The sequence below is a fragment of the Mesorhizobium sp. M0800 genome, from assembly GCF_040320095.1.
Taxonomy (GTDB): Bacteria; Pseudomonadota; Alphaproteobacteria; order Rhizobiales; family Rhizobiaceae; genus Mesorhizobium.
In genome coordinates, this window is record NZ_JAMYOZ010000017.1 from 64,013 (window position 1) to 84,548 (window position 20,536).

At 62.0% G+C, this 20,536-nt stretch carries 25 protein-coding genes and 3 tRNA genes; 11 read left to right on the forward strand and 17 right to left on the reverse strand.

The genetic code is table 11. The features are described 5' to 3' along the window. Positions 1 to 402 precede the first annotated feature (402 nt). From NKI18_RS19975 to NKI18_RS19995, 5 genes are read right to left on the reverse strand one after another with little or no spacing between them, the layout of a single operon-like run. The gene (locus NKI18_RS19975; protein ID WP_352622175.1) at positions 403 to 1,164 is read right to left on the reverse strand and encodes an MBL fold metallo-hydrolase; all 762 of its coding nucleotides are present in this window, start codon (positions 1,162 to 1,164) and stop codon (positions 403 to 405) included. Next, complete coding sequence (locus tag NKI18_RS19980) at positions 1,161 to 2,231, reverse strand: ABC transporter ATP-binding protein (RefSeq protein ID WP_352622173.1); 1,071 nt, start codon at positions 2,229 to 2,231, stop codon at positions 1,161 to 1,163. The genes NKI18_RS19975 and NKI18_RS19980 overlap by 4 nt, the downstream gene beginning before the upstream one ends. Then, positions 2,228 to 3,010: an ABC transporter permease gene (locus tag NKI18_RS19985; RefSeq protein WP_352622171.1), complete on the reverse strand. Its 783-nt coding sequence runs from the start codon at positions 3,008 to 3,010 to the stop codon at positions 2,228 to 2,230. The genes NKI18_RS19980 and NKI18_RS19985 overlap by 4 nt, the downstream gene beginning before the upstream one ends. Before the next feature lie 2 nt (positions 3,011 to 3,012). Next, a complete protein-coding gene (locus tag NKI18_RS19990) occupies positions 3,013 to 3,855 on the reverse strand; it encodes an ABC transporter permease (protein ID WP_352622169.1) in 843 nt (280 codons plus the stop codon). A 13-nt stretch (positions 3,856 to 3,868) separates the two neighbouring features. Further along, positions 3,869 to 4,975, reverse strand: a complete 1,107-nt coding sequence (locus tag NKI18_RS19995; RefSeq protein WP_352622167.1) for a polyamine ABC transporter substrate-binding protein — start codon at positions 4,973 to 4,975, stop codon at positions 3,869 to 3,871. Between the two features lie 91 nt (positions 4,976 to 5,066). Between NKI18_RS19995 and NKI18_RS20000 the strand changes: the two genes are divergently transcribed. After that, positions 5,067 to 5,681 (forward strand): TetR/AcrR family transcriptional regulator, encoded by a 615-nt coding sequence (locus tag NKI18_RS20000; protein ID WP_352622165.1) that lies wholly within the window; start codon positions 5,067 to 5,069, stop codon positions 5,679 to 5,681. Between the two features lie 55 nt (positions 5,682 to 5,736). On the opposite strand, the gene NKI18_RS20005 is transcribed toward NKI18_RS20000, so the two are convergent. The 5 genes from NKI18_RS20005 to NKI18_RS20025 form a co-directional block, all read right to left on the reverse strand. After that, positions 5,737 to 5,937 (reverse strand): DUF2905 domain-containing protein, encoded by a 201-nt coding sequence (locus tag NKI18_RS20005; RefSeq protein ID WP_023679908.1) that lies wholly within the window; start codon positions 5,935 to 5,937, stop codon positions 5,737 to 5,739. A 48-nt stretch (positions 5,938 to 5,985) separates the two neighbouring features. After that, complete coding sequence (locus tag NKI18_RS20010) at positions 5,986 to 6,624, reverse strand: cupin domain-containing protein (RefSeq protein ID WP_352622163.1); 639 nt, start codon at positions 6,622 to 6,624, stop codon at positions 5,986 to 5,988. Positions 6,625 to 6,759: 135 nt separating this feature from the next. Next, positions 6,760 to 6,957, reverse strand: a complete 198-nt coding sequence (locus NKI18_RS20015) for a hypothetical protein (RefSeq protein WP_084641813.1) — start codon at positions 6,955 to 6,957, stop codon at positions 6,760 to 6,762. Positions 6,958 to 7,232: 275 nt separating this feature from the next. Further along, on the reverse strand, positions 7,233 to 7,472 hold the full coding sequence (locus NKI18_RS20020) for a hypothetical protein (protein ID WP_156937488.1): 240 nt from the start codon (positions 7,470 to 7,472) through the stop codon (positions 7,233 to 7,235). 153 nt (positions 7,473 to 7,625) lie between these two features. After that, positions 7,626 to 7,701: transfer RNA gene (locus tag NKI18_RS20025), tRNA-Thr, on the reverse strand. A 156-nt stretch (positions 7,702 to 7,857) separates the two neighbouring features. Between NKI18_RS20025 and NKI18_RS20030 the strand changes: the two genes are divergently transcribed. The 3 genes from NKI18_RS20030 to NKI18_RS20040 all read left to right on the forward strand — a co-directional run bounded on the left by NKI18_RS20030 (position 7,858) and on the right by NKI18_RS20040 (position 9,322). After that, positions 7,858 to 8,025, forward strand: coding sequence for a hypothetical protein (locus tag NKI18_RS20030; protein ID WP_352451069.1), 168 nt, complete (start codon positions 7,858 to 7,860; stop codon positions 8,023 to 8,025). Between the two features lie 176 nt (positions 8,026 to 8,201). After that, positions 8,202 to 8,501: a BA14K family protein gene (locus NKI18_RS20035; protein ID WP_352622160.1), complete on the forward strand. Its 300-nt coding sequence runs from the start codon at positions 8,202 to 8,204 to the stop codon at positions 8,499 to 8,501. Between the two features lie 464 nt (positions 8,502 to 8,965). Further along, positions 8,966 to 9,322 (forward strand): hypothetical protein, encoded by a 357-nt coding sequence (locus NKI18_RS20040; RefSeq protein ID WP_352484569.1) that lies wholly within the window; start codon positions 8,966 to 8,968, stop codon positions 9,320 to 9,322. A 40-nt stretch (positions 9,323 to 9,362) separates the two neighbouring features. Here NKI18_RS20040 and bhcR read toward each other — a convergent pair whose 3' ends face one another. Beyond that, on the reverse strand, positions 9,363 to 10,220 hold the full coding sequence (bhcR, locus tag NKI18_RS20045; protein ID WP_352622158.1) for an HTH-type transcriptional regulator BhcR: 858 nt from the start codon (positions 10,218 to 10,220) through the stop codon (positions 9,363 to 9,365). A 203-nt stretch (positions 10,221 to 10,423) separates the two neighbouring features. On the opposite strand from bhcR, the gene gcl reads away from it, so the two are divergent. From gcl to NKI18_RS20060, 3 genes are all read left to right on the forward strand, one after another. Then, positions 10,424 to 12,205, forward strand: coding sequence for a glyoxylate carboligase (gene gcl, locus NKI18_RS20050; RefSeq protein ID WP_352622156.1), 1,782 nt, complete (start codon positions 10,424 to 10,426; stop codon positions 12,203 to 12,205). Between the two features lie 23 nt (positions 12,206 to 12,228). Next, on the forward strand, positions 12,229 to 13,026 hold the full coding sequence (hyi, locus tag NKI18_RS20055; protein ID WP_352622154.1) for a hydroxypyruvate isomerase: 798 nt from the start codon (positions 12,229 to 12,231) through the stop codon (positions 13,024 to 13,026). Between the two features lie 244 nt (positions 13,027 to 13,270). Beyond that, the gene (locus NKI18_RS20060; protein ID WP_352622152.1) at positions 13,271 to 14,155 is read left to right on the forward strand and encodes a 2-hydroxy-3-oxopropionate reductase; all 885 of its coding nucleotides are present in this window, start codon (positions 13,271 to 13,273) and stop codon (positions 14,153 to 14,155) included. A 12-nt stretch (positions 14,156 to 14,167) separates the two neighbouring features. Here NKI18_RS20060 and NKI18_RS20065 read toward each other — a convergent pair whose 3' ends face one another. Continuing rightward, positions 14,168 to 14,479, reverse strand: coding sequence for a hypothetical protein (locus NKI18_RS20065; RefSeq protein WP_352457472.1), 312 nt, complete (start codon positions 14,477 to 14,479; stop codon positions 14,168 to 14,170). 10 nt (positions 14,480 to 14,489) lie between these two features. After that, the gene (locus NKI18_RS20070; protein WP_352622150.1) at positions 14,490 to 15,347 is read right to left on the reverse strand and encodes a TrmH family RNA methyltransferase; all 858 of its coding nucleotides are present in this window, start codon (positions 15,345 to 15,347) and stop codon (positions 14,490 to 14,492) included. Between the two features lie 202 nt (positions 15,348 to 15,549). Between NKI18_RS20070 and NKI18_RS20075 the strand changes: the two genes are divergently transcribed. Continuing rightward, a tRNA-Tyr gene (locus NKI18_RS20075) sits at positions 15,550 to 15,634 on the forward strand. Between the two features lie 67 nt (positions 15,635 to 15,701). Beyond that, positions 15,702 to 15,775: transfer RNA gene (locus NKI18_RS20080), tRNA-Gly, on the forward strand. Between the two features lie 175 nt (positions 15,776 to 15,950). Here NKI18_RS20080 and NKI18_RS20085 read toward each other — a convergent pair. After that, positions 15,951 to 16,418, reverse strand: a complete 468-nt coding sequence (locus NKI18_RS20085; protein WP_023680430.1) for a YidB family protein — start codon at positions 16,416 to 16,418, stop codon at positions 15,951 to 15,953. 159 nt (positions 16,419 to 16,577) lie between these two features. Here NKI18_RS20085 and NKI18_RS20090 point away from each other — a divergent pair, with 159 nt between their 5' ends. Continuing rightward, positions 16,578 to 16,835 (forward strand): GlsB/YeaQ/YmgE family stress response membrane protein, encoded by a 258-nt coding sequence (locus NKI18_RS20090; protein WP_023680431.1) that lies wholly within the window; start codon positions 16,578 to 16,580, stop codon positions 16,833 to 16,835. A gap of 45 nt (positions 16,836 to 16,880) precedes the next feature. Here NKI18_RS20090 and NKI18_RS20095 read toward each other — a convergent pair whose 3' ends face one another. The 3 genes from NKI18_RS20095 to NKI18_RS20105 form a co-directional block, all read right to left on the reverse strand. Further along, complete coding sequence (locus NKI18_RS20095; RefSeq protein ID WP_023680432.1) at positions 16,881 to 17,504, reverse strand: N-acetylmuramoyl-L-alanine amidase; 624 nt, start codon at positions 17,502 to 17,504, stop codon at positions 16,881 to 16,883. 141 nt (positions 17,505 to 17,645) lie between these two features. Then, positions 17,646 to 18,095 (reverse strand): GFA family protein, encoded by a 450-nt coding sequence (locus NKI18_RS20100; protein WP_023680433.1) that lies wholly within the window; start codon positions 18,093 to 18,095, stop codon positions 17,646 to 17,648. Between the two features lie 33 nt (positions 18,096 to 18,128). Beyond that, positions 18,129 to 19,016 (reverse strand): DMT family transporter, encoded by an 888-nt coding sequence (locus NKI18_RS20105; RefSeq protein ID WP_023680434.1) that lies wholly within the window; start codon positions 19,014 to 19,016, stop codon positions 18,129 to 18,131. A gap of 272 nt (positions 19,017 to 19,288) precedes the next feature. Between NKI18_RS20105 and tuf the strand changes: the two genes are divergently transcribed. Then, positions 19,289 to 20,464, forward strand: a complete 1,176-nt coding sequence (gene tuf / locus NKI18_RS20110) for an elongation factor Tu (RefSeq protein ID WP_254817137.1) — start codon at positions 19,289 to 19,291, stop codon at positions 20,462 to 20,464. Positions 20,465 to 20,536: the final 72 nt, after the last annotated feature.

Consider the following 20,536-nt stretch of genomic DNA (forward strand, 5'->3'; position numbering starts at 1 on the left):
TGCTGGGCCGCGCCAGCGCCGGGTTAGCATGGGTGGGCATTTCTGCAAAGGGAGGGAGGTGCCTGGAGATGGCGACCAAACAAGCCGCACTCGCGCATCATGTCGGAGGACAAAATGATGTGATGGTTAAGACTCGCCTTAAACTCTCGTAAAGCCATATCGATCATGTTAGCCGGCAGCGGACGGGCGGCGTGGGGGCTAACCAGTCGAGGCCGATCTATTGCCGCTGGCACGCTTGATTATTGTCTTCCTGATGCTGGCAAGTTTTGCCCTGGCTTTCGCGGAACTGGTGCGCCAGTCGGAGGAAAAGAGCTTTAGACCCGAGCCCACGGCCTCACGCTGCGGCGACGCGGCGGGGACACCCTGTCCGCAAAGGGCGCTTTGACGCCACAGCGCCAGTGCTTATCGGGCTTGCAACAGATGGCAGCCGGCCTGGCGCTTTTGCGCGAGATACTCGTCGACAAGCTGGCGATAGCGGACTTTGCCGAAGCTCGGGAAATGGCCGCCGTGCACGACCGAGACATCGAGATCGCGCATGCGCAGCAGCGTTTCGACATAATCGTCGATATCGGAGTGATAGACGTCGTCGATCAGCGGGCCGTCATAGATGATATCGCCGGAAAACAGGATGCCCGTCCTGTTTTCGTAGAGCGCAATGCCGCCGGGTGAATGGCCGGGCGTGTGGATGACCTCGAAGGCACGGTCGCCGAGATCGACGATGTCGCCTTGCTCGAGCAACCGGCCGGCTGGTGCGGGCAGGATCTGGTAGCGCTTCGTGTCCCAACCTTGCGGCATGCCGTCGAACATCTCGTCAGTGGCATAGCGGTCGGCAACCGTCCATTCGTTGCGTGGATCGGCGAGGATTTCGGCCTCGGCCGGGTGCACGCAGCGGTCGGGAAATTCGTGATGGCAGCCGATATGGTCGAAATGCGTGTGGCTGGCCACGCAAACGAGCTGTCGCTCGCTCACCATCGGCACATGGCGACGCAAACTGAAATGACCGAGCCCGGTGTCGAACAGAAGATCGCGGTCGCGGCCGCGCACATGCCAGATGTTGCAGCGGAAGAACGGCTTGATCCACGGCTCGTGGATCAGCGTCACGCCATCGCCCATGCGGATAGTTTCGTACCAGTTAGGAGCGTCGATGATTGGAAGCGAGCTCATGTTTGGTCCGCAAGCAGGATGATGTCGCCAGCATCGCACGATACCGCGACAACGTCGCCCGGCTGGACGGCCGATGCTGCCGCGACCTTGGCGATGAAGTGCAGCGCCGGGTCGGTCGTGGAGGTCCCCAGCACGCGCTTGAAGCTGCCCTGAAAGACAACGTCGCTGACCTTGACCATGCCAAGTGCCACAGCGCCGCCGGCAGCGCCGAGAACAAGATGCTCAGGCCGAATGGCCAGCGCAACGGTCGAGCCGGCCGGCAATGTGCCGGGCAGCGAGAGCGACCCAAGCTTCGTGGTGACGGTGATTTTGCCGCTCTTCGCCTCCGTCACCGTTCCCGATAACAGCGTGCTTTCGCCCATGAAAGTCGCGGAAAAGCGCGTCGCTGGCCGTGCATAGACGCGCTCGGGCGGTCCTTCGTCCTCGATGCGCCCGTCATTCATCACCACGCAATGATCGGCCAGCGCCATCGCCTCTTCCTGGTCGTGCGTGACGTGGATGAAGGCGGTGCCGACGCGTTTCTGGATCGCCTTCAATTCGTCCTGCATCTGCCGGCGCAATTTCAGGTCGAGCGCGCCGAGCGGCTCGTCGAGCAACAGCACCGCCGGCTCGACCACCAGGGCGCGCGCCAGTGCCACGCGCTGCCGCTGACCGCCCGAAAGCTGATGCGGCTTCTTGTCGAAGGCAGTGGCCAGCCCAACCAGCGCCAGCGCCTCGCGTGCCCTTGCTGCCCGGGTTGCGCCATCGACACCCCGCATGCGCAGCCCGAAGCCGACATTGCTGCCGACGCTCATATGCGGGAACAGCGCATAATCCTGGAACACGGTCGTCGTCGGCCGCTTCGCCGGTGGCACGGCGGTGCAGTCCTCGCCGCGGATCAGCACCTTGCCCTCGCTCGGCGTGACGAAGCCGCCGAGGATGGACAGAAGCGTCGTCTTGCCGGAGCCGGACGGCCCGAGCAGGATCGTGTAGCTGCCAGGCTCGATCGTCAGCGAGACGTTCTTCAGCACGGTGTGCTGGCCGAAGCGATGCGAGACAGAGCTTATATCGACCAGTGGCGCGGTCATGCCGGCTTCCTCCGCAACAGCATCAGCTCGAACAATACCACCAGTACGATTGAGACGGCGAAGACCAGCGAGCCGACGGCGTTGGTCTTGGGATTGAGGCCGGAGCGCAGCAGGTTCCAGATCTCGACCGGTAGCGTCGTGTCGAAGCGCGTCAACAGGAACGAGATGACGAACTCGTCCCAGGAGAAGGTCATCGACAGGAAGAAACCGGCGAAGATCGCCGGCGCCATGACGGGCACGGTGATCAGCAGCAGCACCTTCCATTCGGGCGCGCCGAGGTCGCGCGCGGCGCGCTCGATATTGATCTGGTGGTCGCCCATCTGGCTGTAGACGATGGCAAAGCAGAGCGGCAGGTTGATCACGACATGGCCGATGCCGGCGGCAATGAGCGACTTCGGCACGCCGGCCCAGTTGAACAGCACCAGCAGCCCCATGCCGATGATGAGATAGCTGACGGTCAATGGCAAGGTGATCAGCCCGCGCATCAGGCCCGAGCCCGGCAAGGCGAAGCGCGCAAAACCCCAGGCGGAGAGAAAGCCCAACGTGACGGCGGCAGCCGAGGAGACGACCGCCACCAGCAGCGAATTGACCAAAGCCGAAGTCAGCCGCGTGTCGGCGAGCACGGCCTCGTACCAGCGCAGCGACGGCCCGGTGAAGGGCGGGATCGGAAACGAGGTTGCCTGCAGCGAAAACAGCACCAGAACGATGACCGGCAGAAAGGTGAAGCCGTAGATTGCGATGGCGTAAAGGCCGGAGACGAGGCGGATGAAAGCGCGCATGGTCAGGCCCGCTCGATCTTCAGCCAGCGGGCGCAGGCGAGGTAGGCGATGGTGACCACCGCCATCAGGATGATCGACAGCGCCGAGGCGAGCGGAAAATCGCCGCGCCGGCCGATCTGCATCATGACGAGCTGCGGCATCAAAAGCTCGTTGTTGCCGCCGAGGATCTGCGGCGTGATGTAGTCGCCGATGCACAGCACAAAGGTGAGGAAGGCGCCGACCATGATGCCAGGCAGCGTCAGCGGCAGAACGACATGCAGGAATGTGCGCATCGGCCCGGCGCCGAGATCGGCGGCGGCCTTGCGGTAGCTGGGGCTGAGCTGCTTCAGATTGGCGAAGATCGTCAGCGTCAACAGCATGACGAAGAAGTGCACGAAGCCGGTGACCGTGGCCAGCCGCGTATTGGCGAGCTGCAGCGGCTCGCCGAACAGGCCGGAGCCGGTCAACGCGCGATTGACGACGCCGTTCTGCGCCAGCACCAGCAGCCACGAATAGGAGCGCACGACATAGGAGGTCCAGAAGGGCAGCACGGCCAGCATCAGCGCCAGCCGCTGCCAGCGCTCCGGCACCTGTTCGGCCAGAATCCAGGCAAAGGGATAGGCAAGCAGCACCGAGATCACGGTGACGATCGCTGTGACCTGCAGCGAGTTCACCATCGCCTGCCAGTAGGACGGATTGGCAAAGAACTGGCTGTAGTTGGACAGCGTGAAGCCGCCGCCTTCATGCGCCGTCAGGCTGGATACCGCCATGGCGACGAAGGGCAGCACGAAGAACAGCAACGTCCAGCCGAGCGCCGGCGTGACCAGCGCCCAGGGCAGGGCACGCCCGCTGTTGACGGAGTTCACGACCGGCAGCCGGTTATTGCGCCTGCAGCATTTCGGTCCAGACGTCCTGCATCTTCTTGTCGAGGTCGGCGTTCGGCGCAGGATAGGACTGGGCGCGGGCGAGGAATTCCGGCTGCTCGTCGAAGCGCAGGATCTTCTTCTGCTCGTCGCTCAACGCCGCCTTGCTGTTGGCCGGCATGCCCCAATAGCAGGACGAGGTGGCGAGCCGCGCCTGGCCTTCGGGGCTCATAATGTACTGGATGAATTTAAGCGCCAGCTCCTTGTTCTTGGAATCCTTGAACATTGCCAGCGACTGCGACCACAGCACGGCCCCTTCTTTCGGTATCGAGAAGTCGAGGGCAGGGTTTTCCTTGGCCAGCCCCGCCGTCACCCATTCGCCGCCGCCGACCAGAATGTCGACCTCGCCGGTCGCCAGCGCCGTCTGGCTGGCGGTCACCTCGCCGACCAGCTTGGCGTTGGCCTTCATTTTGAGCAGCTCTTCCTTGATGGCGGGAAGGTCGGCTTCGGTCAGCTCGGCAGTCTTCTTGCCGATCGCCAGTGCGGCCATGCCGATGACAGGCAGGTAATAATCGTAGATGGCGATCTTGCCCTTGTATTTGTCGCCGGTCAGCGCGGCAAGCGACTGCATGTCGGCCGGGTCGACTTTGGTCTTGTTGTAGCCGATCGTGTTGTAGCCGAACTTTTCGGTGATGCCGTAACGCTTGCCGTCGACGACGGTGGAGCTGTCCATTTTCACCTGCGGAAACAGGTCGGCCAGCGGCAGCTTGTCTTCCGGCAGCGGCTCGAACAGGCCTTTTTCGACGCCGCGCGGTATGTCGATGCTGTCGATCACCATCACGTCCCAGTCGCCCGGCTGCGACTGTTCGACGATGGCCAGGCCGGCGCCGGTGCCTTCGAACTCCTTGACATTGACCTTGACGCCGTTCGCCTCCTCGAACGGCTGCAACAGCGCCGGATCGGCGTGATCGCACCAGATCAGCGCGTTGAGATCCTGCGCCTGAGCGAGGCTGCCCGCCGCCAGCAGCAGTGCTGCCGCGGCACAGGCGCCTTGGAGATGGCTCTTCAGAACGGAAAGCGGATTCCTGACGGTTGGATTGGTGGTCTTTGGATTGACGGACATCGAGTGTTCTCCCTTGCCTTTTTGGCTTGTAGGAAAAAATTGAACCAATTCTAAAATTGAGTCAATTCTGTTTTTGTGGCAAACAGCCGCTATGAGCGGATTGCGGGCAAGGCAGAAAGCGGATCGGCACCGCCGCATTATCGACGCGGCGGCGGACCTATTCCGCGATGCCGGTTATGAAGGCGCCAAGATCGAGACCATCGCCGCGCAGGCCGAGGTCTCGGTCGGCACGATTTACAATTACTACCAGAACAAGGGCGACATCCTTGGCGCCATCGTCTCGATGGAGGTCAACGAGGTGCTCAATGCCGGGCGCGGCGTCGTCGCCAACCCGCCGGCCAATGTCGGTGACGCTCTCGATACGCTGCTCGGCATCTATATCGAGCACTCGTTGCATTACCTCAGCAAGGAGATGTGGCGGCAGGCCATGGCGATCTCGACGCAACTGCCCGACAGCCCGTTCGGCCAGGCCTATACCGCGCTCGACCGGGCATTGACCGAGCAAATCCGCGCGCTGATCGTCCGCCTGCAGGCGCTCGGCCTAGTGCGCCGCGACATCGATGGTCCGGCGCTCGGCGAACTCATCTTCAACAACATGAACATGATGTTCATCGAATTCGTGAAGCGCGAGGAGGCGAGGATTGCCGAACTGCGCACGGCGATACGCAGGCAGAACCGGATATTGGTGGCGGCGATCGGAGTGTAAGAAGATCAAGGGCGAGTAGGGCCTGCAACACAAATCGCCGCAGCCGGAGCATCGCCTAACGGTTGATCAGCCATAGAATGGCCGAGAGCACGATGCTGACCAGTATCCCCGTGGTGATAGGGACATAAAGCCTGAAGTTCTCACGCTCGATCACGATATCGCCGGGCAGCCTGCCAAGGCCGGTCCGAGCCAACCAAGGCCACAGCAGGCCTATGGCAACTATGCTGAGACCAACCACGATCAGAGTTCGCGACATGGCAGCATCCTGCCGATAAAAATGCCGGGCGCCTAGTATGGACCCGGATCAGCCAGCCGTTAGGCCTGCTCGAGCGAGGATTTCAGGAGCCGGCGTGACATGCCCGTGCGGCTTGCAGTAGTCCGGGTCGATCGCGCGATAGCCGAGCAGATGGCCGAGTGGCGCCAGGATCGCCAGCGCCACTCGCTGAATCGCAGGTGGCGGGTGCGTGAAGACGATCACGTCGGCAAATTCCCTGGCGATGACTGCTGCCTGAAGCGGCGAAGGTCTACCTTTGCTGTCCACCTTGTCGGCATTGGCCAGGCCGAAGAGCATGCCGATCAGCAGCTCGAAACGGTTCGGGTCGACATTGTCCGCACCTGGCGCCCGGTCGACTTCGACCAGGACATGCGCTTCTTCGGTTTTGCTGCTGTTCCACCAATCATGTGCGACGCCTGCTTCGACCGTGGCGGATTGGCCAGACCCCAGGGCCAAAGTCTTCCCGGCGATGCAAGCGTCGAGACGGCCACGGAGGACGGTAAACCGTTCCGTCAGATTCGGGTGGAAGTGCTCGCCCACCACTGCGGCTCCCGGCCGGGCGGTCAGATGAGCGATGCCAGGTCCCTGGCCGCGGTCTTCGGTGCCGCGCAGGATGACCGCATATTCGCCGGTCACCTTGTTCTCGTAGACATCTCCACAGCGTGACATGGATCGGCTCCGGAGTTTCAGAGCACCACTGCCCGGCAACTCTATCGTCAAAGGCTTGGTCGTTCAACGACGCTCCAACGGGCGATTGCGGAAACACCAGTTGCCGGCTCTTCGTCAACGCGGGCGATCAGCGCTCTACCGAACATGCTTAGGCGGCCGCGCACGCGGAAACGGCACGACCGTCAGTGGCGCCTTGCGGAATTCCGCGATGGCTATTTCTTCAATCAGCGCGTCGAGGGCCTCGTTGACGCGTCGGCTCGTTTCATCCGCGCCGCAGAGGCGGTTTTGTGCGCACTCCAAAAGCTCGCGCGCCGCGGCGAAATCACTTCGCATGACAACACCCTTTGGTTTTTGGCCCGCCGCACCGACATTGTCGGCGCGCTTAATTGAGCGAGTGCTAATATACACAGGAGCAATTTAATCGAATGGTACGAGATGGCCGAGGCCGGGAGAGAGGGCCGAAATGACGGCTCTGCAACGGCGAAGTCACGCCCGGGCTCAGCGTCTCTAGATATGAGATGCTAACTCGTTGTCTGGCGACAGATTTTGCCAGCAATTTCACGGAAGTTTCTGGTGACCCGACGAGGACGGTCCCGACACGTACGCCCCTAATACGATCTTGGGCGGCTTATATATTCTCTGGCGGCGGCAATCTGGCGCCGGTGCTCGCGGAGGAAGGCTGCGCCGAAACAAATGGCGAAGGCCAGTACTGAAAGGCTTGTCGTTGCTCTTGATGTTGGATCGGGATCGGGACTTAGCAGGAAACGGAAACCGAACGCGAAGGCGAAGACGATAAATCCGCCAAATATGCCGTTGATGAAGGGGGCGGTCGTGCGTTTCTGCTCCAACGAAGACTCCTAGGTTTTCCGCTAGGGAACTATGGTTTCCGCTAGGGAATATATGCGTTGAAGCTGATGTGCTACCGATCCTGACGGCCCCGGCCTGTGGATATCGGGGATGAGCAGATATCAAGCGCCCCGGAGGTCTCAAGAAGCCCGTACTGGTGCCCCCGGACGGAATCGAACCGCCGACCTTCGGTTTACAAAACCGCTGCTCTACCAGCTGAGCTACAAGGGCACGGCGCTCCGGTTACCATATCTGCTGCGCCAGTAAAGACAAAACTCCGTTTTCCGCTGCCGCGAACGCGGCGGTTCTGCCGCCAAGGCGTCCTGAAAACGGCCAATTCGCTTCCTATATTGATCGAAGGTGCAATTGCATCAGCGAGGCAGTCGCATGATCAGGTTTGTCATCATTCTCCCGCTCGTCGTCGTGGCCTGGGTTCTCCTGGTGAAGCTCATCAAGGACCTGAAGCACGCCAATATCGACTGGACCGGCGTCACCACCATCATCGGCTTCATCGCGCTCGCCTTCTGGCTTCGCCATATCACCGGCATGGGCTGAGGCCTGCCGGTTGTTCCGGTGAACTGTCGACGGCGCGACCGTTCGTGGTCGCGCATCAGACCGCGCGATTTCTCCCGCCGAGAAAAAATCCAAAAAGACCTTCGAACCTTTTTCCTTGTCGCGACGACTGACGGTCAAGAGGCGGTTGGATCGCCTCCCACAACAAGGAGATCGTCATGTTCAAGCGCACCATCGTTTCCGGCCTCGTCGCCACCACCGTCGCCGCCGCCATGCTGGTCGGCACCGTTCAGCCGTCGGCCGCCCATCACAAGCACAAGCACCTCCGCATCGGCATTGCCGCAGGTGTCGGCGGCTTCCTGCTCGGCAGCGCGCTCGCCCAGCCGCGCACCGTCTATATCGAGGAAGACGGCGGCTCCTGGCACGTCCGGCGCTGCCTCAATCGCTACCAGAGCTACGACCCGTACTCGGACACCTATGTCGGCTACGACGGCTATCGCCATCGCTGCTGGCTTTGAGGGCCACTATGCCAGCTTGGGAGGAGGTGACCGTTTCAGGCAACCGGAAGAAGGGGCACCCCACTGCCCCTTTTTCTGCGCGTCTGAGTGGCAGGGCAGAGGGGTTGTTCCTCCGACCTCTTAGGACCTGGGTTCCTCGCCCGCCGCGAAGCGGGGGAGAGGTGGCCGCCCACGGGTCTTGCCTTCGGCAAGCCCGAGGACAGGCTCCGCGGCCGGAGAGGGGGCCTTCGTAGGGCGCGGTCCCCTCTCCGTCGCGGCTTCGCCGCGCCACCTCTCCCCACTTCAGTGGGGCGAGGAACCCAAGCTGGAATAAAGCCGCGCTCCGTCAGCCTTTCTGTCCTGTCGAACATCGCCCACTTAAGGCGAGATCGGATGCCGCTTCAGCATTCGCCGACACTCTTGCCGATGTACAGCGATTTCCCAACAGCCTAGTCTGCACCGATACCGAAACAGGGAGAGGGCGCTTGGGCGAGCACGATCCGAACGAAGAGCCGATCGAGACAATTTTCCGCAACGGCACAATCACCACCGTCGGCATCCTGCTGGCGTTCTCGCTGGGCTTCATCACGCATTGGGCCGCCAACCCGATACCATGGGAAATCTATCACCTGGCCGCCGTCGTGCCGATTTTGATCGGCATTGCCCTGCAGATACGAGCGCTGCGGTTGCTGCTCGACATAACGTCTCTACAACGGCGCGTTTATGAACGCGCCAATCGTATCTTCATTGCCGGCCTCATCTTCACCGCCTGCGGAGTTGGGCTGGCGATGCTGCTTGATTTCTACGACCTATCGACCAAGAGCGCGGTGCCCGGGGCCTAGCTCTGGCCATCCTGGCAGATGTCGCACCATTCCGCGCTGGTCAGCGCTGCCATGCGCTCGGTTCGCTGCCAAGGCCGGGAGGGGTCGGCAAGCCGCCGATCATCCTCGTCACCTCCGCCGCCGCATCGTGCACCAGCGGGCCGATCTCGGCCAGCCGTTCCGGCGTGACCCGCACCGTCGGCCCGGAAACCGAAACGCCGCCGATCGGCTCGCCGAACTCATTGAAGATGGCGGCGGCAACGCAGCGCATGCCCGGATGCCGCTCCTCGTCGTCTACCGACCAGCCGCGCAGCTTGATCGTCACCAGGTCGCGGGCGAGCGCCGAGATGTCGGACAGCGTGTTTTCGGTGAAGCGCTCCAGCCCGGCCCGGCGCAGGATGGTGGCGACGCGTTCCGGCTCGAGATGCGCCAGCACCGCCTTGCCGATGCCCGAGGCATGGAAGGAGCTGCGCGTGCCCGGCCGGAAGAAGGCGCGGATCGCCTGATGCGTCTCGACCTGGCTGACGAAGACGACGCAATCGTCCTCGGCGACGCCGAGATTGGCGGTCTCGCCGGTCTTCTCCATCAATTCCTGCATGACGATACGGGCGCGGTCGACCAGCTTGCGGCGGCGCAGGAACGCCGCGCCCATGCGATAGGTCTCGACGCCGATCGACCACAGCTGGTCGGTGCCGTCGAACTCGACCATGCCATGGTTCTCCAGCGTCGTCAGCATGCGGTAGGCGGTGGATGCCGGCAGACCGGAACTGGCAGCGATCTCGCTCAGCGATAGGCCGCTGCCATCGGCGACGATTGCCAGGATGCGCAGCGCCCGGTCCAGCGACTGCACCGAGGCGGCCTCGGACGGCCCGTTGAAGGCGCGCGGCCGGCCGCGCTGGCGTTTTTCGGTGGTTTCCATCGGGCCATTCTTCGCCCTGTTCGCCCAAACAGGCAATGAAAAAGTTTTCCAGTGATTTACGAAGCGAATTCATGGAAAACAAAAAGGCCAATCAATTCAATCAACAAGAGCTGTTTTCTAGAAATGGAAAAATATTCTGAAAAAATTGAAAAATCATTGGTGCGCTGGCATCATCGGCTATCAACAATTCCGTGGAGGCTGACATGGCCAGGATGCGCGCAGTCGACGCAGCGGTTCTCGTTCTCGAAAAGGAAGGCATCTCCTGTGCCTTCGGCGTGCCGGGTGCTGCGATCAACCCGCTCTATTCGGCGCTGAAGGCGAGGGGCAGTATCCGCCACATCCTTGCGCGGCACGTCGAGGCGGCTTCGCATATGGCCGAAGGGTTTACCCGCGCCAGATCGGGCAATATCGGTCTGTGCATCGGCACTTCGGGTCCTGCCGGCACCGACATGATCACCGGCCTCTATTCGGCCGCTGCCGATTCAATTCCCATCCTCTGCATCACCGGGCAGGCGCCGCGCGCGCGTCTCAACAAGGAGGATTTTCAGGCCGTCGACATTGCGGCGATCGCCGCACCCGTCGCCAAATGGGCGCTCACCGTCATGGAACCCTATCTGGTGCCGATGGCGCTGCAGAAAGCGTTCCATCTGATGCGCTCGTCGCGGCCGGGGCCGGTGCTGATCGATTTGCCTGTCGATGTGCAACTGACCGAGATCGAGTTCGACATCGATGCCTACGAGCCGCTGGTGCCGTTCAAGCCGGCAATGTCGCGCGCCCAGGCCGAGAAGGCGTTGACGATGCTGAACGCGGCGGAAAAGCCTGTCATCGTCGCCGGCGGCGGCATCATCAACGCCGATGCGTCCGATCTGCTGATCGAGTTCGCCGAGGTCACCGGCGTGCCTGTCATTCCGACGCTGATGGGCTGGGGCGCGATCCCCGACGACCACCGCCTGATGGCCGGCATGTGCGGGCTGCAGACCTCGCACCGCTATGGCAATGCCACGATGCTCGAAGCCGATTTCGTTTTCGGCATCGGCAACCGCTGGGCCAACCGCCACACCGGTTCGGTCGACGTCTACACCAAGGGCAAGAAATTCATCCACGTCGATATCGAGCCGACGCAGATCGGCCGGGTCTTCGGACCGGACCTTGGCGTCGTCTCAGATGCCGGTGCGGCGCTTAAGATGCTGCTCGACGTCGCCACCGAGTGGAGGACGGCCGGAAAATTGCGCGACTGGTCGGGCTGGGCCGGCGAATGCCGGCAGCGCAAGAAGACAATGAAGCGCAAGACGCATTTCGACCAGGTGCCGCTGAAGCCGCAGCGCGTCTACGAGGAGATGAACAAGGCGTTCGGCCGCGACACCACCTATGTCACCACGATCGGCCTGTCCCAGATCGCCGGGGCGCAATTCCTGCACGTCTACAAGCCGCGCAACTGGATCAATTGCGGCCAGGCCGGCCCGCTCGGCTGGACATTGCCGGCAGCCCTCGGTGTTCGCGCCGCCGATCCGGACCGCACAATTGTGGCATTGTCCGGCGATTATGATTTCCAGTTCATGATCGAGGAACTGGCGGCCGGCGCACAGCACAAATTGCCCTACATCCATGTCGTCGTGAACAACGCCTATCTCGGGCTGATCCGCCAGGCGCAGCGCGGCTTTTCGATGGATTTCGAAGTCAGCCTGGCCTTCGAGAACGTCAACCGGAAAGACGAGCCTGAGGCGGGCTACGGCGTCGACCACGTCGCCGTTGCCGAGGCGATGGGCTGCAAGGCGGTCCGGGTGCGCCGACCGGAGGAATTCGCCGGCGCGTTCAAGGAGGCGCAGCGCCTGATGAACGAGCACCAGGTTCCGGTGGTGCTCGAATTCATCCTCGAGCGCGTCACCAACGTTTCGATGGGTACCGAAATCGACAAGATCACCGAATTCGAGGAGCTAGCCGAACATCACGAAGATGCCCCCACGGCGATCGTCATGCTCGATTAAGCTGCATATGAGGAACTACTGCCATGCCACGGTTTTCAGCCAATCTTTCGATGCTCTTTGGCGAGCATGACTTCCTCGACCGCTTCGATGCCGCCGCCCGCGCCGGCTTCAAGGGCGTCGAGTATATCGGCCCCTATGACCATGCGCCGGATGTCGTCGCGGCCAGGTTGAAGAAGAACGGGCTGACGCAGGTCCTGTTCAACCTGCCTGCCGGCGACTGGGCCAAGGGCGAGCGCGGCATCGCGATCCTGCCGGACCGCATCCCGGAGTTCCGGCAAGGCATTGCCAAGGTCGTCACCTATGCCCATGCGCTCGCCTGCGAGCAGGTCAACTGCCTCGCCGGCATCGCGCCGCAAGGCGTCGATCGCTCCGTGCTGGAAGACGTCTTCGCCGAAAATCTGGCTTTCGCGGCCGAAAAGCTGGAGCAGGCCGGCATCAGGCTGCTGATCGAGCCGATCAACACCCGCGACATTCCGGGCTTCTTCCTGAATTACTCGGACCAGGCTCTGGCCCTGATCGACCGCGTCGGCTCGAAGAACCTGTTCCTGCAATACGACATCTACCACATGCAGATCATGGAGGGGGATCTCGCCCGTACCATTGAGGCAAACCTCAGCCGCATCGCGCATATCCAGCTTGCGGACAATCCCGGCCGTCATGAGCCGGGGACGGGCGAGATCAATTTTCCCTTCCTGTGCAACCACATCGACCGCATCGGCTATTCCGGCTGGGTCGGCGCGGAGTACAAGCCGAAGGCTGGAACAGAAGCCGGGCTCGGGTGGTTCAGGGACCTGGCCGGGCAGGGGAGTGCGGCGGCATAGACGCTACGTGTCGCACGTCACGTTCCTTCGCGCCCCCCTCTGGCCTGCCCTCTTTGCCAAAACTTGGCATCTCCCCCACAAGGAGGGAGATTGAATGTCACCGCCGCTTTCGCCAATTTTCGAGGTCGGGAACGTTTAAGGGCCGGCGCGGCAACTGCCGATCTCCCCACTCGTGGGGGAGATGGCCGGCAGGCCAGAGGGGGGGCGCGCAGGAACGCCCCCTTAACAAGAAACGGAGAAAAACATGGACACAATCGGCTTCATCGGCCTCGGCATCATGGGTGCGCCGATGGCGGGGCATCTGCTCGACGCCGGCTACACCGTCGTCGCCAGCACCCACCGTTCGAAACCGCCGGCCGATCTCGTCGCCAAAGGCTTGAAGACCGTCACCGGCCATGATGCCGTGGCCAAAGCCGCCGACATCATCATCACCATGGTTCCGGATACGCCGCAGGTCGCCGACGTGCTGTTCGGTGAGAACGGCGTCGCGTCAGGCCTCACTAAAGGCAAGCTGGTCATCGACATGAGCTCGATCTCGCCGATCGAGACCAAGGCCTTTGCAAAAAAGATCAACGATCTCGGCTGCGACTATCTCGATGCGCCGGTGTCGGGCGGCGAGGTCGGCGCCAAGGCGGCATCGCTGACCATCATGGTCGGCGGTGAGGAAAAAGCCTTCGAACGCGCCAGGCCTATCTTGGAGAAGATAGGCAAGAATATCACTCTGGTCGGACCCAACGGCGTCGGACAGACCACCAAGGTCGCCAACCAGATCGTCGTCGCGCTGACCATTGAGGCCGTCGCCGAAGCGCTTGTTTTTGCATCGAAAGCCGGCGCCGACCCGGCCAAGGTCAGGCAGGCGCTGATGGGCGGGCTCGCAAACTCGCGCATCCTGGAAGTGCATGGCGAGCGCATGATCAAGCGCACTTTCGCGCCCGGCTTCCGCATCGAACTCCACCAGAAGGATCTTAACCTGGCGCTGGAAGGGGCAAAGGCGCTGGGCGTAGCACTACCCAACACCTCGATGACGCAGCAATTGTTCAACTCTTGCGTGGCGAACGGTGGAGCAAAGGAAGACCATTCGGCACTGGTCAGGGCACTGGAGCGGATGGCTGGCCACGAGGTTGGGTGAGAGTGAGGTGAATTAGTCTGCAATACCTTCGATGGGCCGACTTCTTTCGACCGCATAGCGTATGAGATCGGCAAAACGTTTCAGAAAATCTTTGGATTCCTCCGACATTCCTTCAGTTCGCACAAGTGCCTCAACTTGCTTGGTCAAGGAAGGTAGGGATTCGATCGGAAGAGTGACGTCCTCATAGAAATCTTCGAATTTCAGTATGAATTCAAACGCGTTTTGGTTTGCGATTGACACGATTTCATGATGCGCAGAGGGACCTACCGATACGCATCGATCGATATGTCCATCTGGATTGAGAACGGCAAAATCCAATGACATGCATTGCGCCCTATTTGCCGCGCGCGAACCACCGCCTCGCCGCATAAAGCGCCACCGCCGCGGCATTCGACACGTTGAGCGAGCGGATGGCGCCCGGCATGTCGAGGCGGGCGAGCGTCGTCACCGTTTCGCGCGTTTTCTGGCGCAGGCCTTTGCCCTCGGCGCCCAGCACCAATGCGATCTTGTCGCCGGCAAAGCTGGTTTCAAGTTCCGCCGGCCCGTCCGAATCCAGCCCTATCGTCTGGAATCCGGCCTCGTGCAGCTGCTCCAGCGCATCGGCGAGGTTCTTCACCTCGATCTGATCGATGTGTTCGAGCGCGCCGGAAGCCGACTTTGCCAGCACGCCGGATTCCTGCGGGCTGTGGCGCGCCGTGGTGATCAGTGCGCCGGCGCCGAAGGCGACCGCCGAGCGCAGGATCGCGCCGACATTGTGCGGATCGGTGATCTGGTCGAGCACCAGCACCAGCCTGGTGTCGCCGAGCGCATCGAGGCGTTTCGGTTTCAGCGGCTCGGCCTCGATCACCACGCCCTGGTGCACGGCATCCGAGCCGGTGACCTTGTCGATGTCCCTGGGTTCGACCAACTCCGCCTTGAAGGGCAAAGCGCCAAGATCGGCGATTGCCAGCCGCTCGGCAGCGTTGCGCGTCACCAGCATCTTCTTGATTTTTCGGCGCGGATTGTCGAGTGCGGCCCGCACCGTGTGCAGCCCGTAGAGCCGCACCAGCCCATCCGCCGGGTTCTCGCCGGGCGGCACCGGCTGGCGTGGCCTGAATGCAGGCGCGCCACCGCTCTTCTCGTCGCGATGCGCGCGGCGCAGCTTGGCGTAGTGGGTGTCTTTAGGGGTCTTCGATTTGTTGTCGTTGCTCATGGCCGGCTTCTATAGCCGTGTCGTCCGGCCATGGATACAGCTGCATAAGCTGCTTGTCGGGCGAGGCGTGAGATTCAGCGCTTTTTGCCGGACTGTTGCGGTTGACAGTTTTGGGCGCTGCCGCCATAAGGCGCTTCGCGGAAGGGCTGCTCAGGCAGCCGCGACGCGTCGATGCCTCGTTGCATGGCTCCGGCGGCAGACTGGAGAGGTGCCCGAGTGGTTAAAGGGGACGGACTGTAAATCCGTTGGCTATGCCTACGTTGGTTCAAATCCAACCCTCTCCACCACTGCCGGCCCGGAAGCCCTGAAACGCAGAGCGAGCGTCGGAGCGGATCCGATGCTTGACTGAAAGGCGCGGGTATAGCTCAGTGGTAGAGCAGCAGCCTTCCAAGCTGAATATGCGGGTTCGATTCCCGCTACCCGCTCCAGATTTCCCCCAAGCCGCGGCGCACCTCGCGCACGATGCCGAAGTAGGCAGCCCCAAGCGAAGCGCTTTGCCGATAGTTCAAAGTATTCGTTGCGCGTCCAGACGGACGCGCATCTTAATCTGTGTTATCGTTGTTATCGTTGTCCCGAACCGCAGGCGGCGTTGGGCGACAGGCGTCAGCTCGCGAATTTGCTGAATATGGACGCGAGCTGGTTCTGCTGCGGCACCTGCCCGTTCGGCGTCAACTGGTCGACAAGCCCTGGCAAGGCCGCGGACAATTGCTTGAGCAGATCCTGCTGGTTCAGGCCCGTCCTTTGCGCGATCTCCTGGATGATTTGTGGCCCGAGAGCACTGCCCAGATCGCTGGGGTTGATCGGCTGGTTCTGACCGGTGCCGACCCACGAATTGGCAACGTTGCCGTGGCCGGCGTCCTTCAGTTTGTCGAGCAGTCCGCCCAGACCGCCGAGCAGTCCGCCGTCGGCGGATGCGGTTGTATCAGGCGGGACGGGGGCAGGGCTCTGCGCCGCCTCCGGCTGGGCGGAACTTCCACCGCTCAGCATTTTTCCCACCAAAAGTGCGCCGAGCGCGATCATCAGCGGCTTGGCGACGTTGCCGCCGGGAACGGCATTGTCAAACAGTCCCATTGTGGATCTCCATGTCAAATTGCCCGTCCGTCTCCAACAATGACGCATCCATGGCGAATTTCAAGCCGGTTTGAGCTTTCCGTAATCATGATTTTCAAGTTGGCTTGAGCTTTGCTTAATAATGTGGAAGTAATCGGGTGCGGGGAACGGAGAGGAAAAATGTCAATATTAAGCTGGATTATTCTCGGCGTCATCGCCGGCTTCATAGGCAGCAAGATCGTCAATAAAAGCGGGCAAGGCCTTGTGCTCGACATCGTGCTCGGGATTGTCGGTGCCATCGTCGGCGGGCTCATCTTCAGCGCCTTTGGCGCGTCGGGCGTTACCGGGCTCAACATCTATAGCCTGATCGTAGCCGTGGTCGGTGCCGTGGTTGTCCTGTGGGCCTATCACCAGTTCAGCGGCAGGCGGGCTCTGTAGAAGCCGCTCGGCAATTGCGTCGGCATTCATCCGAATGCCGACCGCCTATCTGATCCTTTTGAGGATTTCGCGGATCAGCGTGTTGAGGCCGGCTTCCAGCCCTCCCACCATGATCGGCCATAATTCCTCGAGCAGTCGCTGCCATGCGGCATCGCGCCCGTTCCTCACCGGCAGATTTGGCATCGCGCCCATTGCCGCCGTCACGTCGCGGCGCAGCCGGTCGCCGCAGGCGCTTGCGCCGCTGATCGTCGGATCGAAGGGCAGCCGGGTGAAATCCCATTTTCCGCGTTGCTCGATGCCGAGATTGCTTTCGACCTCGGCGTGCGAGAGCACCGTTTTGGGCGTGACCTTGATGCGGTAATATTTGCAGAGTTCGGCGACAACCGTGGTCATCGCGTCCCACTGCGCCCTGGTCATCGGATAGCGGCCGGCATCGAACGGCCTTTCCTCCGCCCCGGCCATGCAGCAGAGCGAAACCCCGATCGAGCCGCCGTTGCAGTTGAGCGTGTGCGCGGCATATCCCGGTTTTACCCGGCTCGAATTGAGCGCGATCGAAGGCCGGCCCCTGACCAGGCGGCCATTCCCCTCGACCAGTATGTGATACGCATCCCTGTCGGTATCGCCGGCCGAATGCGAGCCGGCCGTCCAATGGCAAATGACGCGCCTCATCGCAACATTGGGCAACCAGTCGGGCGGCAATGCCACAGAAATCCCCGCGACATAAGTTCAGTGACGGAGCACAGTATAGTTTCGTTGGCGGCCGACGCGAAAACGAAACGATAATTTGGTTGAGCGTTTTCTAACGGTCAGCTATTCGCCGGCATCTCCGGCGACCGCGTGTTCTCTGTATTGCGGCAGATCGTCGGTGATCGTGAACCACTTCGCCTTCGAGCCGACGAAGATGTGCTGCGTCGGGCGGATGGTCGGCTCGTCGACCAGGGTTCCCATGGCGACATGCACGAAGGCACCGTCGCGGACCACGGAATAGAGCAACGAGCCGCAGGTCTTGCAATGCGCGTCATGGCCGGTTTCGTCGCCGAAGATCATGAGATTGTCCTCGCCCCTCGCCAGGCTCAGCCTGTCGCGCTCGATGCCGGCGAATGGCTTGAAGGCCGAGCCGGTGGTGCGCCGGCAGTTCGAGCAGTGGCAGTTCGTGGCATAGACGAACGCGTCCGCCACCGCGTACTGAACGGCGCCGCACAGGCACTTTCCGATAAGCCTGCGGTTGCGTGAATTCTGGTTGTCATCCGGGCTTGCCACGCGCTCCTCCTATTGTGCAGGCCGATTTCAGTTTCAAGCGACGACGGTCAACCGGCGCTTGCGCTCGTCGAGCGAGACGATGGTCAACCCGCTGGCCACCACCAGCAGGATGCCGCAGATGGCCAGCGCATTCGGGAGCTGCCGGAATACCACCAGGCCTGAAATCACCGCCCAGACGGTAAAGCAATAGTAGAACGGCGCCACCACGCTGGTCGGCCCGACGCGATAGGCCATGAAGATAAAGAAGTGGCCGAAGATCAGGAACAGTCCGGCGCCGCCCATCAGCAGCAGGTGACGGATTTCAGGCACCACCCACTGCTCGGAAACCAGATGCGCAACGCCGGCGCCGGTGAGCACCACAATCACCGCGGAAATAGCGACGATCATCCCCGGCACGTCGGCGGCGACCTTGCGTCCGGCCAGATCGCGCGCCGCGGACAGGGCGGCATTGCCTAGCGCCAGCAGGGCATAGACCGAAATCCCCTGCATCGTCGGTTGTGCAACCATCACCGCGCCGATAAAACCAAGGCCGATCAGCGCCATGCGCAGCCCGCCGATCCGTTCGCCAAACAGCATCGAGGAGCCGACCAGCATCAGCAAGGGCGTGATCTGCCCGAGCGCGGTCGAATCGGCGATCTGCATGTTGGCGAGCGCCACCACGTAGCAAAGGATAGCACCCAGTTCGAGCAGGTTCCTGCGCAAAACCTTCGCGTCGAGGATCAGCGGAATTTGCTTGCCATAGCCCAACATGAACAGCAGCGGAATGCCCCACAATGTTGCCGCAGCGCCGCGCAGGAACAGCACCTCATAGGGCGGCAGTCCCGCGGTTGCGAGCTTCATCATCGTGTCGTTGACGATGTAGGACCCGGTCGAAACGACCATGAACAGCGGGCCTCGTATGGCAGTCGGGATGAAATGCATCGGCCCACGAAATCAGACCGGCGCCAGGGCGGCAATGGGCCAGATCCGGCTGTAAATCCGACAAAGCCGTCAGCCGCCGCCGTAACCATTCCATTTGCCCTTGTTCGTTCCTATATCCGCGCCACATTCTCCGAAACCGGATCACACGTTCGGGCCGGGCGAGCGCGCTCGGCGACAAGGCACTTGTGTTTTTCGGCCTTAGTCGCTAATCGCCCCGCATTCGACTGAACTGAAGGTCCAGGCCGTCCCCAGGCCGTCCAAGGAAAGAGACTATGGCAAAAGGTAAATTCGAGCGCACTAAGCCTCATGTGAACATTGGCACGATTGGTCACGTCGATCATGGCAAGACGTCGCTGACGGCGGCGATCACCAAGTATTTTGGCGAATACAAGCGCTACGACCAGATCGACGCGGCGCCCGAAGAGAAGGCGCGCGGCATCACCATTTCGACGGCGCACGTCGAATACGAAACCGCCAACCGCCACTATGCCCATGTCGACTGCCCCGGCCACGCCGACTATGTGAAGAACATGATCACCGGTGCCGCGCAGATGGACGGCGCGATCCTGGTGGTGTCGGCCGCCGACGGCCCGATGCCGCAGACGCGCGAGCACATCCTTTTGGCCCGCCAGGTCGGCGTGCCCTCGATCGTGGTGTTCTTGAACAAGGTCGACCAGGTCGACGACGCCGAGCTGCTCGAGCTGGTTGAGCTCGAGGTGCGTGAGCTTTTGACCAAGAACGAGTTCCCCGGCGACGACATTCCGATCGTCAAGGGTTCGGCGCTTGCCGCACTTGAAGACAGCGACAAGAAGATCGGCGAGGACGCCATCCGCGAACTGATGGCTGCGGTCGATGCCTACATCCCGACGCCGGTGCGTCCGCTCGACAAGCCGTTCCTGATGCCGATCGAGGACGTGTTCTCGATCTCGGGCCGTGGCACGGTGGTGACCGGCCGCGTCGAGCGCGGCGTGGTCAAGGTCGGCGAGGAGCTGGAGATCGTCGGCATCCGTCCGACCACCAAGACGACCTGCACGGGCGTCGAGATGTTCCGCAAGCTGCTCGACCAGGGCCAGGCCGGCGACAACATCGGCGCGCTGCTGCGCGGTGTCGACCGTGAAGGCGTCGAGCGCGGCCAGGTCCTGGCCAAGCCCGGCACCGTCAAGCCGCACAAGAAGTTCGTTGCCGAAGCCTACATCCTGACCAAGGACGAGGGCGGCCGCCACACGCCGTTCTTCACCAACTACCGTCCGCAGTTCTATTTCCGCACGACGGACGTGACCGGCATCGTGTCGCTGCCGGAAGGCACCGAGATGGTGATGCCGGGCGACAACATCACCGTCGATGTCGAGCTGATCGTGCCGATCGCCATGGAAGAGAAGCTGCGCTTCGCCATCCGTGAAGGCGGCCGCACCGTCGGTGCCGGCATCGTCGTCACCATCAAAGAGTAATCGCCGGCGCTGCCGGTTGAGATCGGATGCAAAGGGGGCGGTCTTCGGGCCGCCCTTTTTGATTCTGATATT

Excerpts from the sequence above, each read along its gene's own strand:
- NKI18_RS20085 (WP_023680430.1), bottom strand. The coding sequence starts at position 16,418 with ATGGGACTGTTTGACAATGCCGTTCCCGGCGGCAACGTCGCCAAGCCG.
- NKI18_RS20090 (WP_023680431.1), top strand. The coding sequence starts at position 16,578 with ATGTCAATATTAAGCTGGATTATTCTCGGCGTCATCGCCGGCTTCATA.
- NKI18_RS20005 (WP_023679908.1), bottom strand. The coding sequence starts at position 5,937 with ATGTCGCGAACTCTGATCGTGGTTGGTCTCAGCATAGTTGCCATAGGC.
- NKI18_RS19980 (WP_352622173.1), bottom strand. The coding sequence starts at position 2,231 with ATGACCGCGCCACTGGTCGATATAAGCTCTGTCTCGCATCGCTTCGGC.
- NKI18_RS20030 (WP_352451069.1), top strand. The coding sequence starts at position 7,858 with ATGATCAGGTTTGTCATCATTCTCCCGCTCGTCGTCGTGGCCTGGGTT.
- NKI18_RS19995 (WP_352622167.1), bottom strand. The coding sequence starts at position 4,975 with ATGTCCGTCAATCCAAAGACCACCAATCCAACCGTCAGGAATCCGCTT.
- bhcR (WP_352622158.1), bottom strand. The coding sequence starts at position 10,220 with ATGGAAACCACCGAAAAACGCCAGCGCGGCCGGCCGCGCGCCTTCAAC.
- tuf (WP_254817137.1), top strand. The coding sequence starts at position 19,289 with ATGGCAAAAGGTAAATTCGAGCGCACTAAGCCTCATGTGAACATTGGC.
- NKI18_RS20095 (WP_023680432.1), bottom strand. The coding sequence starts at position 17,504 with ATGAGGCGCGTCATTTGCCATTGGACGGCCGGCTCGCATTCGGCCGGC.
- NKI18_RS20000 (WP_352622165.1), top strand. The coding sequence starts at position 5,067 with ATGAGCGGATTGCGGGCAAGGCAGAAAGCGGATCGGCACCGCCGCATT.
- NKI18_RS20010 (WP_352622163.1), bottom strand. The coding sequence starts at position 6,624 with ATGTCACGCTGTGGAGATGTCTACGAGAACAAGGTGACCGGCGAATAT.
- NKI18_RS20015 (WP_084641813.1), bottom strand. The coding sequence starts at position 6,957 with ATGCGAAGTGATTTCGCCGCGGCGCGCGAGCTTTTGGAGTGCGCACAA.
- NKI18_RS19975 (WP_352622175.1), bottom strand. The coding sequence starts at position 1,164 with ATGAGCTCGCTTCCAATCATCGACGCTCCTAACTGGTACGAAACTATC.
- hyi (WP_352622154.1), top strand. The coding sequence starts at position 12,229 with ATGCCACGGTTTTCAGCCAATCTTTCGATGCTCTTTGGCGAGCATGAC.
- NKI18_RS20105 (WP_023680434.1), bottom strand. The coding sequence starts at position 19,016 with ATGCATTTCATCCCGACTGCCATACGAGGCCCGCTGTTCATGGTCGTT.
- NKI18_RS20065 (WP_352457472.1), bottom strand. The coding sequence starts at position 14,479 with ATGTCATTGGATTTTGCCGTTCTCAATCCAGATGGACATATCGATCGA.
- NKI18_RS20070 (WP_352622150.1), bottom strand. The coding sequence starts at position 15,347 with ATGAGCAACGACAACAAATCGAAGACCCCTAAAGACACCCACTACGCC.
- gcl (WP_352622156.1), top strand. The coding sequence starts at position 10,424 with ATGGCCAGGATGCGCGCAGTCGACGCAGCGGTTCTCGTTCTCGAAAAG.
- NKI18_RS19985 (WP_352622171.1), bottom strand. The coding sequence starts at position 3,010 with ATGCGCGCTTTCATCCGCCTCGTCTCCGGCCTTTACGCCATCGCAATC.
- NKI18_RS20060 (WP_352622152.1), top strand. The coding sequence starts at position 13,271 with ATGGACACAATCGGCTTCATCGGCCTCGGCATCATGGGTGCGCCGATG.
- NKI18_RS20035 (WP_352622160.1), top strand. The coding sequence starts at position 8,202 with ATGTTCAAGCGCACCATCGTTTCCGGCCTCGTCGCCACCACCGTCGCC.